General features: G+C 70.9%; 8 protein-coding genes. 6 read left to right on the plus strand and 2 right to left on the minus strand.

What is annotated here, in order from left to right; all coding sequences use genetic code 11:
• Positions 1-38: 38 nt before the first annotated feature.
• From BN159_RS04125 to BN159_RS47410, 4 genes are read left to right on the plus strand one after another with little or no spacing between them, the layout of a single operon-like run.
• A complete protein-coding gene (locus tag BN159_RS04125) occupies positions 39-1,247 on the plus strand; it encodes an alpha/beta fold hydrolase (protein ID WP_015655645.1) in 1,209 nt (402 codons plus the stop codon).
• On the plus strand, positions 1,244-3,154 hold the full coding sequence (locus tag BN159_RS42700) for a VMAP-C domain-containing protein (protein WP_015655646.1): 1,911 nt from the start codon (positions 1,244-1,246) through the stop codon (positions 3,152-3,154). Before BN159_RS04125 ends, BN159_RS42700 begins: the two co-directional genes overlap by 4 nt.
• 50 nt (positions 3,155-3,204) lie before the next feature.
• Positions 3,205-4,275 carry an AAA family ATPase gene (locus BN159_RS04135; RefSeq protein WP_015655647.1) on the plus strand — a complete coding sequence of 357 codons (1,071 nt, stop codon included), beginning with the start codon at positions 3,205-3,207 and terminating at the stop codon, positions 4,273-4,275.
• Positions 4,272-8,231: an SAV_2336 N-terminal domain-related protein gene (locus BN159_RS47410; RefSeq protein ID WP_015655648.1), complete on the plus strand. Its 3,960-nt coding sequence runs from the start codon at positions 4,272-4,274 to the stop codon at positions 8,229-8,231. The genes BN159_RS04135 and BN159_RS47410 overlap by 4 nt, the downstream gene beginning before the upstream one ends.
• Positions 8,232-8,239: 8 nt before the next feature.
• On the opposite strand, the gene BN159_RS04145 is transcribed toward BN159_RS47410, so the two are convergent.
• Positions 8,240-9,868, minus strand: a complete 1,629-nt coding sequence (locus BN159_RS04145; protein WP_015655649.1) for an amidohydrolase — start codon at positions 9,866-9,868, stop codon at positions 8,240-8,242.
• A gap of 23 nt (positions 9,869-9,891) precedes the next feature.
• Positions 9,892-10,527 carry a TetR/AcrR family transcriptional regulator gene (locus tag BN159_RS04150; RefSeq protein ID WP_015655650.1) on the minus strand — a complete coding sequence of 212 codons (636 nt, stop codon included), beginning with the start codon at positions 10,525-10,527 and terminating at the stop codon, positions 9,892-9,894.
• A gap of 68 nt (positions 10,528-10,595) precedes the next feature.
• On the opposite strand from BN159_RS04150, the gene BN159_RS04155 reads away from it, so the two are divergent.
• Both BN159_RS04155 and BN159_RS04160 read left to right on the plus strand, forming a co-directional pair.
• Positions 10,596-12,026 carry a purine-cytosine permease family protein gene (locus tag BN159_RS04155; protein ID WP_015655651.1) on the plus strand — a complete coding sequence of 477 codons (1,431 nt, stop codon included), beginning with the start codon at positions 10,596-10,598 and terminating at the stop codon, positions 12,024-12,026.
• Between the two features lie 164 nt (positions 12,027-12,190).
• Positions 12,191-14,686, plus strand: a complete 2,496-nt coding sequence (locus BN159_RS04160) for a SpoIIE family protein phosphatase (RefSeq protein WP_015655652.1) — start codon at positions 12,191-12,193, stop codon at positions 14,684-14,686.
• The last annotated feature ends 41 nt before the right edge of the window (positions 14,687-14,727 follow it).

Consider the following 14,727-nt stretch of genomic DNA (forward strand, 5'->3'; position numbering starts at 1 on the left):
TTCTCCTACCGCACAAGCGCGTTGGGGGCGGGGGACGCATGAGGTTCGTCTTTGTTCACGGGACCGGTGTCCGTCGGGAGCGGTTCGACGTACTGTTCCGGCAGGTCGAGGCGGGATTGCTGGAGAAGTTCCCGAATGCGGAGGTCGAACCCTGTTACTGGGGCACCGAGTTCGGCGCCACACTCGGCGCCGGGGGCGCGTCCGTGCCGGGCCTGCGGCCCCTCGCGGCGGCCAACATGGAGGACGATCCCGAGACCGCGGAGTGGCTGCTGCTCCTCACCGATCCGCTGTGCGAGCTGAGGGTGCTGGCCGAACTCGGGAGCGAGGGCGGCGACGGCGGCTTCGGGCTGCCGGGCTTGCAGACCGCCGGTGACGTGGTGCGCGACCGGCTGCTCGAACTGCCCCGCGACCTCGATCCCGGCGACCAACTCGCCGTACTCCTGCGGGAGACCGGCCTGGCCGACGGCTATCGGTACGCCCTGGACGCCGTGGCGGACTCCGACGAGTTCCACCATGCGGTGGACAGAGCCGAGGACGATGCGACGGCCGCCGAACTCGTCCTTCTCACCAGCCGGGCTCTTGTCGCGGTGCTGCTCTCGGAGGCCCAGGACACCACCCTGTGCACCGGGGACGAACGGGACCGGCTCGTCGATGTCCTGAGCGACCGGCTGGGCGGCACCGGACGCGGGGTCCTGATGAGCACGATCGGGGTGCTGTCCAAGCTGGCGCAGCGGCTGACTCCGCAGTCCGTGCTGGACAGCAAACGGGGCGAGGTCACCTCCGACAAGGCGTCGGAGGTCGGCGACATCCTGCGCTACCAGGCCCGCGGCGAGCATCTGCGCGCCCACCTGGAGAAGGTGATCGCCCGCAGCCCGGAACCGCCCGTCCTCATCGGCCACAGCCTCGGCGGCATCGCCCTGGTGGACACCCTCGCCCTGGCCGCCCGGCGCCAACCACCGTTGCCGGTAAGCCTGTTGGTCACGGTGGGCTCCCAGGCCCCGTTCCTGCACGAACTCGGCGCCCTGGCCGGCCTGGAACCGGGGGCGGCGCTGCCTTCCGGTTTCCCCGAGTGGCTCAACATCTACGACCGCAGGGACCTGCTGTCCTACCTCGCCGAGCCGGTATTCCCGGACGACGCCCGGGTCACCGACCACGAAGTCCGCAGCCGTATGCCCTTCCCCGTCTCGCACAGCGCGTACTGGCGGCTGGAGCCGGTCTTCGAGCGCATCGCGGAGGCGCTGCGGTGACGGCCGCACCCCTCGCCGCCGAGCCACCGATCACCCCGGAGCGCACCTTCGCTCTCGTCGTCGGCATCGAGTCCTACGAGATCAACACCGGGATGGACCTGTCCGGCCCGGCCCGCGACGCCATCCGCTGCGCCGACTGGCTCACCGGCACTGCCGGTGTCCCGCAGGACAACTTACGGCTGCTGCTGTCGCCGCTGGCCCGGAACCAGACCGGCGTGGACGCGAAGCCGGCCACGCAGAAGTATGTCGAGGACGCACTCTTCAAGGACCTGCCCCAGCGCGACGGCGACCTGCTGTGGATCTACTGGGCCGGGCACGGCTTCCTCAACAGCACCGACCAACTCCTCCTCCCGTACGCCGACGCCACGGCAGGACACGTCACCTCTCTCAACTTCACCTCGGCGCTGCAATGGTGGCGGTCCAACAGAGTGGGCCGGGGGCGTTTCCGTCGTCTCGTCGCCATCGGCGACGCCTGCCGGATCGAACCCGGCCAGTCCAAGCTGGACTTCGTGAAGGTCGAATACCCGGTCGGCGTGCGGACTCCCGAGCGCCGACAGTTCGTCCTGTATGCGGCACGCCCGGGGGAGACAGCCCGCAACCGCGCGGAGCTTCAGGCAGGCCAGTTCACCGACACGCTGCTCAAGCACCTGGAAGGGCGGTCCGCGGCGGAGGCGGTCCGGGATCTGGTCGATATCGCCAAGGCCGTACAGGGAGACTTCGCCGTCATGAAGGCGAAGCGCGCGGCGTGGCAGGAGCCGCAGTTCGAGATCGCCAGGTCCTGGGACGGATCGCCCCTCTACGGGGACCATTGGACGGACTCCCCCGCACCGACCGGCGCGCCCTCCCTCGACCACACCGCCTGGCAGGAACTCGGGGAAGTGTTGGCTGGCTGTCAGAAGCCTCCATACACCTACGAGGCATACCGCTGGGCCTTCGAGGTGACGGGCTGCGTCCCGCCCGCCGAGCACAGGCTGCCGTCACCGCACCTGACGGAGATCGTGCGCGATCTCGACCACCGCCAGGGAACGAGCCGCGCCGTCCCGCTCGCGCTGCCGTTCATCCAGCACCTGGCGACCCGCTCCCGGCGCCCCGAGTGGGCGGCCGACGCGCAGGCCTGGGTCGACCGCACCCTCGATCGTCTCGGCGCCGACCCCCTCCCTCCCGCGCCCCCACGACCCGCCGAACGGCCCGCGCTGCACGTCCGCCTCACCCCCGACGGCGACAACGACTTCTGGCTCCAACTGTGGTCGTACCAGGACGATTTCGAGAACGTGGGCGACTACGAGGAGCCCATGGAGCTGGCAGCCGTGCGCACTGTCCTCGGCAACCACCTGCTGGCCCACTCGGCGTCCATGCCGCAGCGCATCGAGTTCCACGTCCCGTACGAGCTGCTGGAGGAGCCGTTCGAGACCTGGCAGCTGCCACTCGGCCGCAAAGGCAAGACCGTAACCCTGGGCTGTTGGTACGAGGTCGTGCTGCGCTGCCCCGAGGAGCGCCAGGGCCTGGCCGAGGACCCGTGGCGGACCAAATGGGAGTGGTACGAGACCCATGGCGGCCTGCACCCGGACGCCGCGCACGATGTCGGCGACGCGGATGTGGCCGAGGGCCTCGCCGAGGCACTGCAGCTGGACGCGTCGCCGGTCTGCGTACTGGCCGATGTGACCGGCCCGTTGGTCATGGACGCGCTGGGTGCCGTACTGGACGGCGGCATACCCATCGCCGTCTGGCCCCGCTCCTCCGCCCCGGACGAATCCCTGCGCAAGGCGCTGGGCGCGGAGCCGCCGGACGTGCTCGACGTGGCGGCGCTGCCGGACGCGCTCAAGCGCCTGCGCGTCAAGCGCCGCCCGCTCGCCCTCCTCTGGGACAACCCCGGGCGGGTGCCCGCGAGGCGGTCGTTGTCCTCATGAACCAACCACCGAATCAGCCGTCGATTCAGCCGTCGTCGAGAGGAAGTCGGATGGAAGCCGCCAAGGACTGGTGGATCTACCGGGGCACGGGCACGGTCGAGGAGAAGCGCGCCCGACTCGGCGAACACCGGCCGCCCTGGCGGGAGTTCAAGGGCGAGCCCGATCCCGAGTACCGCCCGCCCACCACTTCCGGGCCCGCGTGGACGGAGACGTACGAGCGCGGCGACGGATACGTGCCCGACGACGCCGAGGTGGACGCGGTCAACACGGCGCTGTATCTGCGTCGTCCGCTGCTCGTCACCGGCAAGCCCGGGGTCGGCAAGTCGACGCTCGCGCACAGCATCGCCGCCGACCTGGAACTCGGCCCGGTACTGCACTGGCCGGTGACGAGCCGGAGTTCCCTGCGGGACGGGCTCTACCAGTACGACGCGATCGGGCGGCTGCACGACGCGAACCTGCGGCACCTGGAAACCGGCCGGGGCGCCCCGGGCCGCCGTGAGCCGGGCCACCGGCCACGCTCCTCGGGCAGCACCATCGCACCGTATCTGCGCCTCGGGCCGCTCGGTACCGCGCTGCTGCCGCAGGAGCGGCCCCGGGTCCTGCTCGTCGACGAGATCGACAAGAGCGACATCGATCTGCCGGGCGACCTGCTCACCGTCTTCGAGGAGGGCTCCTTCGAGATCCCGGAGCTGGCGCGGATCGCCGCACGGCAGCCGCGAGTCAGGGTCGGCACGCAGGACGGCCCGGAGACGCGCGTCGGCATCGACGGCGGGCGCGTCCAGTGCCGCGCCTTCCCGATCGTCGTCCTCACCAGCAACGGCGAGCGCGACTTTCCGCCGCCCTTCCTGCGCCGCTGCATCCGGCTGCATGTCGAGCCGCCCAGCGAGGAGAAGCTGACACGGATCGTCCGCAAGCGGCTCGGGCTCGACGAGTCGACGGGTGAGGACCGGTACCAGGACCTCATCGAGGACTTCATCGCGCGCCGGACGGAGGGCGACCTGGCCACCGACCAGCTACTCAACGCCGTACAACTGCGGCTGAGCGGCGCGTGGTCCGGACCGGGCGAACGCGCGGACTTCCTCAACACCGTGCTGCAACGGCTGACGGGGCCGCTGGCGTGATCGAGGATCTGTTCCGCGCTCTGAATGAGTCCGGCGACAAGGCCGGACCCGAGGAGCTGGCGGACATCCTCTGGCTGGCGGCGCGCATCGGTGCCAGCGGGGGCCCGGACGTACAGGACCTGCTGCCGGACGCCGAGGACGAACATCCCGATGCCCCGCCGCTGCCCGAACCCCCCGCGACAGGTCCGGGCGGGTCGGCCCCGGGGCCGACCGAGGAGTTCTACAACGCCGCCGATGTGACGGACACGCCCGGCCCGTCGCGCGACGGCATCGACCTGGTCCGCGTCCGTCGCGCCGCGTCACTGCGGGATCCACTGGCCCTGATGCGGGCGTTGCGCCCGCTGGGCCGGAGCACGGGCCGCCGGGAGACCGACTGCCGCGACATCGACCTGGATCTCGACGAGGAACTGACCGTCCGCCGAACCGTCGAACAGCGCCTGCCCGTCCCGGTGTTGCGCCCGCGCCGAGGCCGCTGGCTGGACCTGGCGCTGGTGGTGGACGCCCACCACTCGATGCTGCTCTGGCATGACCTGGTGGCTGAGCTGCGGCGGGTGTTCGTACAGACGGGCATCTTCCGGGACGTCCGCACCTGGTATCTGCGCGGCACGGACCCGGACGCCGGTGACCCGCTGTCCGTCTCCCGCACGCCGGACGGTGAGCGCCGCAGTGTGCAGGAGGTGTCCGACCCGTCCGGCCACCGGCTGGTGCTGGTGTTGACGGACACGGTGGCGAGCGGCTGGGCCGGGGCCGAGGTCGCACAGATGCTGCGGCAGTGGTCCGCGCACGGTCCGGTGGCGCTGCTGAATGTCCTGCCGCGCCGCCTGTGGGACCGGGGCGCGGTGCGCCCCCGCGCGGTCCTGGTCCGTTCGGTCGGAGCCGCCGCGCCGAACACGTCCTGGCGGCAGGGCCCGGCCACGCGTAGCCGCCGCCGACGGCACCCAGTGCAGGAAGGCATCGCGGTTCCGGTGGTGGAGGCCGGGGCCGCGTCGGTGTCGGTCCTGGCGAAGCTGGTGGCGGGGAACGGGCAGTGGATGCGGGTGCAGTGCCTGTCGGTGGCGCGGGTTCCGGAGGCGCTTCCCTCGCGAGTGCGCGGTGCGCAGGAATTCGAGGAGGTCGACGAAGTCCTCAGGCGTTTCAGAGCCGGGGCATCACCGGTCGCCCAACGCCTGGCCGGTTACCTGTCCGCCGTACCCCTCAGCCTCCCGGTCATGAACCTCGTCCGCCAGATCATGCTGCCGGAGTCGGAGCACGGGCATCTGGCGGAGGTGGCGCTGGGTGGTCTCCTCACGTCATGGGCACAGGAGGACACCACCGACCCGGACAGCGTCCCGTTCGACTTCCGGCCCGGGGTGCGGGCGGCCCTGCTGGGTGGGCAGCGGCGGGATGCCATCACTTCGGTGCAGGAGGTTGTGCGGCGGGAGATGGGGGCGGGGGTCAGTGAGCGGGGGGCCAGTAGTGGGGGTGACTTTCTCGCGGGGCGCAGGTCAGGGGGTTTCGGGGGTAATCGGGGGGTTGCTGAGGGGGCCTTGCCGTTTGCGGCGCGAGTGGGGGCGGCGGACGGTTCCGGGGAGGCGGCTGAGCCTCCGTGGCAGCGGGTCGCGGATCTTGTGCGGGATGTTCCATCGGTGCCGGACTATGTCGTGCGGGGCGTGGATGAGCAGCTTCGCGAGGTGATTTCGCGGGCGATGGAGGGGCACAGTTCGTTCACAGTGCTGGTCGGCGTGCCTGGGGCGGGGAAGACGACCGCGATTCTGCGGGCGGTTGCCGCATTGCCGGACGACTGGACGTGGTGGGCGCCGCGAGACGTGGAGGAACTGAACGACTGGGTAGCCCTCTTGCCCTCGCGCTCCGTTGTGCTGCTCGACGTCTTCCCCACCCTCGCCTCTGCTCACGCTCTGACTCGTGGGGCGTCGGGAACGATCGTCGTGTTCGGTGAACTCACCGACGAGGGCCTGGAATTGCCCCCCTCGGAGCGCGACATCAACGTTGTGCACGTTCCCCCGTGGATCGCGGACTCGAAGGCAATGCGTCGGATTCACGAGGCACCGCCGGTCGCCAGAGCCCTGCTCCGTGCAGCGCTGGACATCAGGCGTCTGGGCCATGCCCCGGACCTGACGCGTGAGTTGCTGATGGCTGCGACGGAGGTCTACCTCCCCGAGTACGGACGGGACGAACTGTCGGACGAGGCAATGTCGGCGGCTCTCACATATGCGTGCCAGCCAGTGGTGGGAGAACCCCTGATCATGCTCCGGACCTCCCGCAGAGAGGCCTGGTACCGGCTCAGCGACTTCGTGGAAGAGGTCGACCGAACGGAGGTCCCGTCCATCCACCCGCCGGAGCAACTCTGGCCGGTGCTGGCTCGCTTCGCCGACCATGACTCGCTTCCCGCACTGGCCGCGGCCGCCCGGGAGAGAAGTCTGGCCGAGGTGTCCCGGTACCTCGAGACCTGCTTCGCGTTCGACAACATGTCCCCGGGTTCAACTGACTTCGTCCTAGGGCTCACCAAGGACGCCGAGCAACGCCTGGTCAGTGTCTCGAACGAGAGTGGAACCCTGCTGGGCACGGGAATCCGCCTGTTGGACGACGGGCTGGCGGTGACGGCGTTCGTGCCGGACTCACGCGCGAGCCAGGACGAGGTCTTGCGAGTGCGGCCGTATCGCAGCCGCTTGGTCGTAGCCGCACGGCTCCTGCCCACCACCACACGCACAGGTCTGTTCTACCTGTCCATGAACCCCCGTGCAGCGCTGCCGAGTGTGATGCCGATGTCTACCGCCCCCTCGCCGAAGGTCGGCGAGCGAGTCCTCGTCGTCGGCCTCGACAGCGAGCGAGGCACCGACCTGAACGTACGTCGCTACCTGGTAACCGACACCACTGCGGATGGCTTCAACCTGACACCAGTTGTCTCCGCACCGCGGCCCACTCCTGGCGCAGCCGTCGTCAACCTGTACGGGACGGTGATCGGGGCAGTGTCGATCGCTCACGAGCAAATCACGATCATGGCCACACGGATCACTCCCCCCGCCGTACGCACACCCCAGCAATCATCGCCCCCAGGCCTCATCGACCCAACCCGCTCACATGCCGTCGTCATCGGAGCCGACTACTACGGGCAGTTCCCGGAGTCGCGGGGCACCGCGAAGGCAACGAATGCGCTGGCGACCGCCTTGGGGCGGAGGCAGGATGACGGGATCTTCAACTCCTCGAATGTCCGCGCCATCTGGAACCGACCTTTCCCCGACACTCTCGTATCGACCCTCTACGAGACGGCCCGGCGGGCCGAGCACACGTTCCTCCTGTCGTACGCGGGCCACGTAATCGAAACCCCCGACGACGCGTTCCTGGCCTTCCCCAACACCGATCTCGAACGCCCTCACGACACCGCCCTCTCCATCCGGCAACTTCGCTCGGTTCTGGATGAAAGCCCGGCCCAGTTCAAGGTGCTCCTCCTCGACGCCGGCACCCACGACCCGGACCGCATCTGGTCATGGTTCGCACCTCGCGTCAGACCACTTGGAAGTTGGGCGCTGCTGACCACACGACCGCGCTCCGGGCAGGTGCCACATATCTTCACCCGCGAGATCACCACCACCCTCGCCTCGGGCATCCCCGGGGGGCCCGAGTTCCTGAGTCTGGTCGACATCGCCAACCAAAGCCCTGGGAGCATCTCGCTCTACCGGCACTACGCCGCCGACGCCCCCGTCCTCCTCGTGCGAAACCCCGCCTACACCCCGCCCACCGCCGACGAGCAAGAAGGCACCGTCAAGTGGTTCAACGCGGAGAAGGGCTACGGCTTCATCACCCTCGACAACCGCCGCGACGTTTTCGTCCACTACTCCGCGATCCAGATGCACGGCTACCGCACACTGGAAGAAGGCCAAAGAGTCCGCCTCAGCATCACCGACAGCTCAAAGGGCCCGCAGGCCGCGAACGTCCGCCGGATCCCCTCCGAACCCTGAGCCCGCCATCACAGACTCGCGTCCCGATACGTCGGCCTCCCGTCAACAACAGTGAGCAGCACCGGCAACTCCGGCAGATCGACAGCCGCGTAAGCAATCGGATCCCCCGCAAAAGCAGTCAGATCGGCCCGGTACCCAACCCGGATCCGCCCAGCCTCGTGCTCCTCCCCCGCCGCCCAAGCCGCGTTGACCGTCATCCCCTGAAGCGCCTCAAGCCCGCTGAGCGCCTGCTCCGGCCCATGCGGCGCCCCCGTCAGATCCCGACTCGGCCGCCGATGCCGCGCCCCAGCCATCACACCCAACGGCGGATAGGGAGCAATCGGCCAGTCCGAGCCAAGAACAACCACGGCACCGGAGTCGTACAGATCCCGACAACGCCAAGCCCGAGAGGCCCGCTCCTCCCCCAGCCGAAGCGACCAGTTGTCCGTGTGATCTGCCCGAGTGAAGTCGCAGCAATGCGTGGGCTGCATGGAAGCCACCACACCCAACTCAGCAAACCGACGCAACGTGTCATCAGGCACCGTCTCAATGTGCTCGACCCGGTGTCGCACCCCAGCGGGCCCGCCCTCGGCCCGCGCCTTCTCCACCGCATCCAACACATGCCGCACAGCCGCGTCCCCAATGGCATGCGTGGCCACCGGAACACCCGCCCAGTGCAGAGCCGCGACCACCCGCGTGTACTCCTCCGGATCCGGCCAGAACGCATGCCGGGACTCCCCATGGCAGTCCGGCTGTTCGAGCCAGGCCGTGCCGTTGTCGATCGTGCCGTCCATGAAGATCTTCACCCCGGCGGTCCGCCAGAGCCGCCCGCCCGCGCCCTGCCCATCGACGAGCGCGCGCACGCCGTCGGCGTCCGTGCCGGGCTGACACCACGGCGCCACACGCAACCGCAGCGGCAGTTCCCCGGCCGCGTCGAGTTCGCCGTAGAAGGCGAGGCTGTCGCCGTTCGCGTCCATGGCGTGGCCGCCGGTCAGGCCCGTGGCGGACATGGCGCGCAGCGCGGCGGCGAGCCGGTCGCGGCGCTCCTGCCGGGTGGGCTGCGGAGCGGCCCGTTCGACCAACTCGCAGGCGGCGTCCTCCAGGAGCAGTCCGGTGGGCCGGCCGTCGGCGTCGCACACCACCTCGGCGGTGGCCTGCTCGAAGGCGCGCGGCCCGTCCACCCCGGCCAGCTCCAGGGCGCGCCTGCTGGCGAGCAGCGAGTGCGCGTCGAAGAGGAGCAGCAGGGCTGGCACACCGTCGAGTACGGCGTCGAAGGGTGCGGTCTCGACGGGGCGACCGGCGAAGACGTTGGGGTCCAGTCCCCAGGCGTGGAGCCAGGCGCCGGGGTCAAGGTCCAGTACCGCACCGGCGAGGGCCTCCCGGACCTGCGGCACGTCCACGCAGCCCGACAGGTCCAGGCCGTGGGTGAGTTCGGCACCGGAGACGGGGTGGATGTGGCCGTCGACCAGGCCGGGGGTCACGACTGCGCCCTTGAGGTCGATCACCGTCGTCGACGCGTCCGCGAGCGCGCGGATCTCCGTCGCGGCCCCGAGGGCGGTGATACGGCCGCCTGCCGCGGCCAGCGCGGTCTGCGGCAGGTACTGACCGGTGACCGGGTCCAACAGCCGCGCGGACAGCAGGACGAGGGAGGTACGCACGCGGAACTCTCCTTAGTGGCAGATCAATCGAGGAAGGTCAGGGCGCCGGGCGGCAGTCCCAGTTCGCGTTCCGCCGTCATCGCGGGCATCAGCCTGATCTCCGGCGGGTCCTCCCCGGTGTCCGCGCTGTTGACGAGCATGCCGAGGCCGTCGAGGACGACCAGGATCCGGATGGCCGTCAGCATCGGGTCGTCCGTGCGGAACTCGCCCCGTTCGACGCCCTCGCGGATGACCCCTTCGAGCCGGTCACGCCAGGCGGCCTCCTGGACGGCGACCCGGTCGCGCAGGGTGGGCCGGTAGCGGCTGAGGTGGCGGGCGTTGAGCCAGAGGCGGCTGATGTCGTCGTACGAACCGCCGCCCGCCAGGGCGAAGAAGCGCGCCAGCCGGAGGGTGGGTGTCGTGTCGGCGGCGTCTGCCGGAAGCAGGTCGTCGAGCTCGGAACCGGCCGCGGTGCCGTAGGCCTCGGCGACCAGGTCGTCCACCGCGGGGAAGTAGTGGCTGATCAGTCCCGGGCGCACCGCCAGCTCGTCGGCGATGCGCCGCAGGGTGATGCACTCCAGGCCCTCGGTCAGGCCGACGAAAGCGGCGGCGGCAACGATTTCCGCACGTCTTTCGCCGGGAGACTTACGGATTCGCTTGTTCGGAACGCTTGACGGCATGGAATCGATGCTATTGAGTGTGCGACCAATAAGCAAGCAGGTGGGTTTCCAGCATCCGGAGGGGCCACATGGCGTCCACGATTCCCGAGCCGCAGCAGAGCTCCGCCGCCACGCGGCAGGAGGCACGGCCGCCGTCGGACCAGGCGGGCCGGATCGAGACCCATGGCATCGACCACATCCCCGACACCGAACGCCGGGGCCGTCCGCGGCAGTTGTTCTCGGTGTGGGCGGCGGCGAACGTCAACTATCTGAGCCTCGTCATCGGGGGCGCGCTGATCCTCATGGGGCTGACCCTGTGGCAGGCGCTGGCGGTGATCGTGGTCGGCAACCTGTTCTGGGTGCTCACGGGGGTGCTGGCCATCCCGGGGCCGGTCGCGGGCGCGCCGAGCGAGGTGATCACGCGCGCGATGTTCGGCGTCCGCGGCAACCGCGTGAACAACGCGGTCGTCGGCTGGCTGATCTCCGTCTGCTACTTCGCCCTGAACCTGGCCGCCGCCTCCACCGCCGCCTTCGCCCTGGTCGAGCGGGCCGGGCTCACCGCGAGCACACCCGTGCAGGTGGCCGTGGTGCTGGTGATCGCCGCCCTCACGCTCGCCATCGGGGTCTACGGGCACGCCCTGATCATGAGGTTGTATCTGCCGATCACGCTCGTGCTGACCGCGGTGTTCGCCGTCGTCGCGGTCGCCGTCCTGCGCCAGGCCGACTACTCCTACACCCCGGCAGCGCCCCTCACCGGCCTCGACCTGTGGGCCGTGCTCCTCGCCGGGGTCACCCTGATCGGCTCGGGGCCGCTGTCGTACACCACCAGCGCCGACTTCTCGCGCTATCTGCCCCGGACGACCTCCGCGAAGGCGATCATCGGCTGGACCGCGCTCGGCGGCTTCCTGCCCAGTGTCGTGGTCTGCTCGCTGGGCGCATTCGCCGCGACCGCGGTCGACATGACGGACCCTCAGTCCGGGCTCCAGCGCATCCTGCCGGGCTGGTTCGACCCGGTCTTCCTGCTCGCCCTGGTGCTCGGCACCATCGCCATCAACGCCCTGACCGCCTACAGCGCGGGCCTCGCCCTCCAGGCCGTCGGCATCCGGGTCCGCCGCTCCCTCAGCGTCATCGCCGACGGCACCGCGGCGGCCGGCCTCACCCTGTACGGGCTGCTCGTCTCCGACTTCCTCGACACCGTCAGCAACGTCCTCCAGCTCACCGTGGTCCTCCTCGGCCCCGCCGTGGCCGTCTACGCCACCGACATCGCCCTGCGCCGCAACCGTTACGACGGCCCCGCGCTGATGGACGAGAGCCGCCACAGCCGGTTCTGGTACACCGGCGGCGTCCATCTCCCCGGCGCGCTGGCGCTCGGGGCGGGCGTCACGGCAGCGGCCCTGTGCGTGAACACCCTGTACGCCGGCCCGGTCGCCGCGGCCCTCGGCGGCCTGGATCTGGCGCTGCCCGTGGGCATGGCCGTGTCGGCGGGCCTGTACGCGGTCCTGGCTGACCGTCGTCAGTGATCCGCTCGCACCCGCGCATTTCCAGTTCCTCGAAGCCGTTCTCCGCTGAAGGCACCCCACCCCTTCGTGGCGGCCTTTACGCTTCCCGGGTGCGACAGACACGCCTTTTGGCGCATTCTTGCTGTGTCGCCCCGTGGGACGGCGCACGGACGAGGTAAGGGCCGATGACTGGGAGCGCCGAACATGCGCAGCTGACACCCGGGCGGCCGACGGCGTTGCTGATCGACACCTCGCTGGAGGCGATCAGGGCGGCCGACGGCCACGCGGCGGGGGTGTATTTGCGCTCCAGCACGCCCGGACTGCTGCGCCTGTCCGCTCTGGTCGGACTTCCCGGCCGACTCTTCAAGCCCTGGTGGCGGCTGCATGTGGACCGGCCCTTCCCGGTCGCCGACGCGCACCGGCTCGGCGTGGAGGTGGTCCTGGCCAACGCCGCCGAGACCATGCGCCGCTACCCCCAGTTCGCGGCCGGTCTGCCCTTCCAGTTCGGCTCCCTGAACGTGCCCGTCGCGGCCGGTTCGACGGCTTACGGCGTCCTCACCGTGCTGCGCCCGTCCGCCGCGGACGCCACCGAGCTGCTGCCCGAGCGGGAGCGGCTGGCCCGCCTCGCCGGTGAGCTGGCTCGGCAACTGCACGACGTGGGGGACGGCCCCGTGTTGTGGGACGGCGAACCGCTGTGCGTACGGCCGCCCGCGGTGCGCCGGTCCGGCCGCGCCGGAAGCTTCACCTGGGACCCCGCCACCCATGCGGTGGCTCTGGACGACCGGCTGCGCTCGGTGCTGGGGACGACGGCCGAGGAGTGCGCCGGGAGCGAGGGCGCGTTCGCCGACGCCGTGGCCCCCGATGACACCGAACCGCTGCTGGCGGCGCTGCGGGACACCGCCGCCGGACGGCCGCCACCGCTGCCGCTGTATGTGCGCGGCGCGGACGGCGCGCTGCGGCTCGTGGAGTTCTGGGCGTCATACGACAGCGCGCCGGGTACGCCCGGCGGCCAGGAGGTGCACGGCATCGTCCTGGACCCGGGCCCCGGCTCGGCCGCCGACACCGCGGCCGATCTGCTCCCCGAGGGGGTCTTCGCGCTGGACCGGCTCGGGACCATCGTCTACGCCAACCCCCGTGCCGCCGAGCTGCTGGACCGGTCCCGGCCGCAGTTGCTCGGCAAGCCCCTGTGGGAGGCCGTGCCGTGGCTCACCCAGCCCGCCTGCGAGGACCATCTGCGAGGGGTGCTGCTGTCGCCCGAGCCGGTGCACTTCCACGTCGGACGGCCCGCCGCCGATCTCGCCGGGGACTGGCTCGCCCTGTCCCTGCACCCCGGCCCGGACCTGCTGACCTGCACGGTCCGTCCGGCGCACCGGGTCACCGAGGCGCCCGCCGACGCCCCGGCCGAGGTCACCGACACCGCCGAGACGGGCCCCGAGGCGTCCATGGCGCCGCTGTACCGGCCCATCGTGCTGGCCATCGCGCTGACCGAGGCGGTCACCGCACGCCAGGTGTCCGCGGTGGTCATGCGGGAGCTGCTGCCCGCGTTCGGCGGTCGCCGGCTGGCGATCTACCTGCTTCAGGAACGTCATCTGTTCCTGGCCTGGGAGAGCGGCTTCCCGCCCGGGTTCCTCGCGCCGTTCGACGGCGTGAGTCTCGACCGGCGGCTGCCCGGCGTGGAGACGCTGACCAGTGGCCGTCCGCTGTTCTTCGACTCGATGCAGCAGCTCAGGGACGCCTACCCCGGCATCGCCCTGGACGCCACCGAGGGCGCCCGCGCCTTCCTCCCGCTGATCGCCTCCGGGCGCCCGGTCGGCTCCTGCATCCTCGGCTTCGACCGGCCCCGCAGCTTCAGCACCGAGGAGAAGGCCGCGCTGACCGCGCTCGCCGGGCTGATCGCGCACGCCATGGAGAAGGCGCAGCGCTACGAGAGCGAGGCGACCCTCGCCCGCGGCCTCCAGCAGGCCCTGCTCCCCCGGCGGCTGTCCGCGCACCCGCTGATGGAGACCGCCGGGCGGTATCTGCCCGCGACCCAGGGCATGGAGATCGGCGGGGACTGGTACGACGTCGTCGCCGCCGGGGACGGCCTCGCGCTGGTCATCGGCGACGTCCAGGGGCACGGTGTGCAGGCGGCGGCCACCATGGGGCAGCTGCGCACCGCCGTCAGGGCGTTCGCGCTCGGGGACCGGCCGCCGGACGAGGTGCTGAGCGGCACCAACCGGCTGCTCATCGACATCGACTCCGGGCTGTTCGCGAGCTGCTGCTACATCCGCCTCGACCCCGTCACCGGAGTGGCGAGGGCCGCGCGGGCCGGACACCTGCCGCCGCTGCTGCGCCGCCCGGACGGCCGTACGCACCGCGTCGACCTGCCCGGCGGGGTGGTGCTCGGCGTGGATCCGCAGGCGCACTACCCGGTGACGGAGCTGGTCATCGACCCGGGCGCGGTGCTGGCTCTCTACACCGACGGGCTGGTGGAGCGGCCCGGCTGGGACATCGACGACGGCATCGGCGGCCTGCGGGTGGCGCTGGCCAGGTCCGGTGCCCCGCTCGGCCGCCCCGACGGGCAGTCGCTGGCCAAGATCGCGGACCGGCTCACCGCGACCGCCCGGCACACCGCCGACCGGCCCGACGACATCGCCCTGCTGCTCGCCACCCGGCGCTCCGTCCCGCGGCGCGACATCTGACGGTAAGGCGAAAACCCCCTGTCACAGTATGTGACGCCTCT

This window comes from Streptomyces davaonensis JCM 4913 (genome assembly GCF_000349325.1).
Classification (GTDB): Bacteria; Actinomycetota; Actinomycetes; order Streptomycetales; family Streptomycetaceae; genus Streptomyces; species Streptomyces davaonensis.

What these genes read in the sequence shown, in the direction of transcription:
- BN159_RS04125 (WP_015655645.1), top strand. Translation starts at nt 39, where the DNA reads ATGAGGTTCGTCTTTGTTCACGGGACCGGTGTCCGTCGGGAGCGGTTC.
- BN159_RS04135 (WP_015655647.1), top strand. Translation starts at nt 3,205, where the DNA reads ATGGAAGCCGCCAAGGACTGGTGGATCTACCGGGGCACGGGCACGGTC.
- BN159_RS04150 (WP_015655650.1), bottom strand. Translation starts at nt 10,527, where the DNA reads ATGCCGTCAAGCGTTCCGAACAAGCGAATCCGTAAGTCTCCCGGCGAA.
- BN159_RS04155 (WP_015655651.1), top strand. Translation starts at nt 10,596, where the DNA reads ATGGCGTCCACGATTCCCGAGCCGCAGCAGAGCTCCGCCGCCACGCGG.
- BN159_RS04160 (WP_015655652.1), top strand. Translation starts at nt 12,191, where the DNA reads ATGACTGGGAGCGCCGAACATGCGCAGCTGACACCCGGGCGGCCGACG.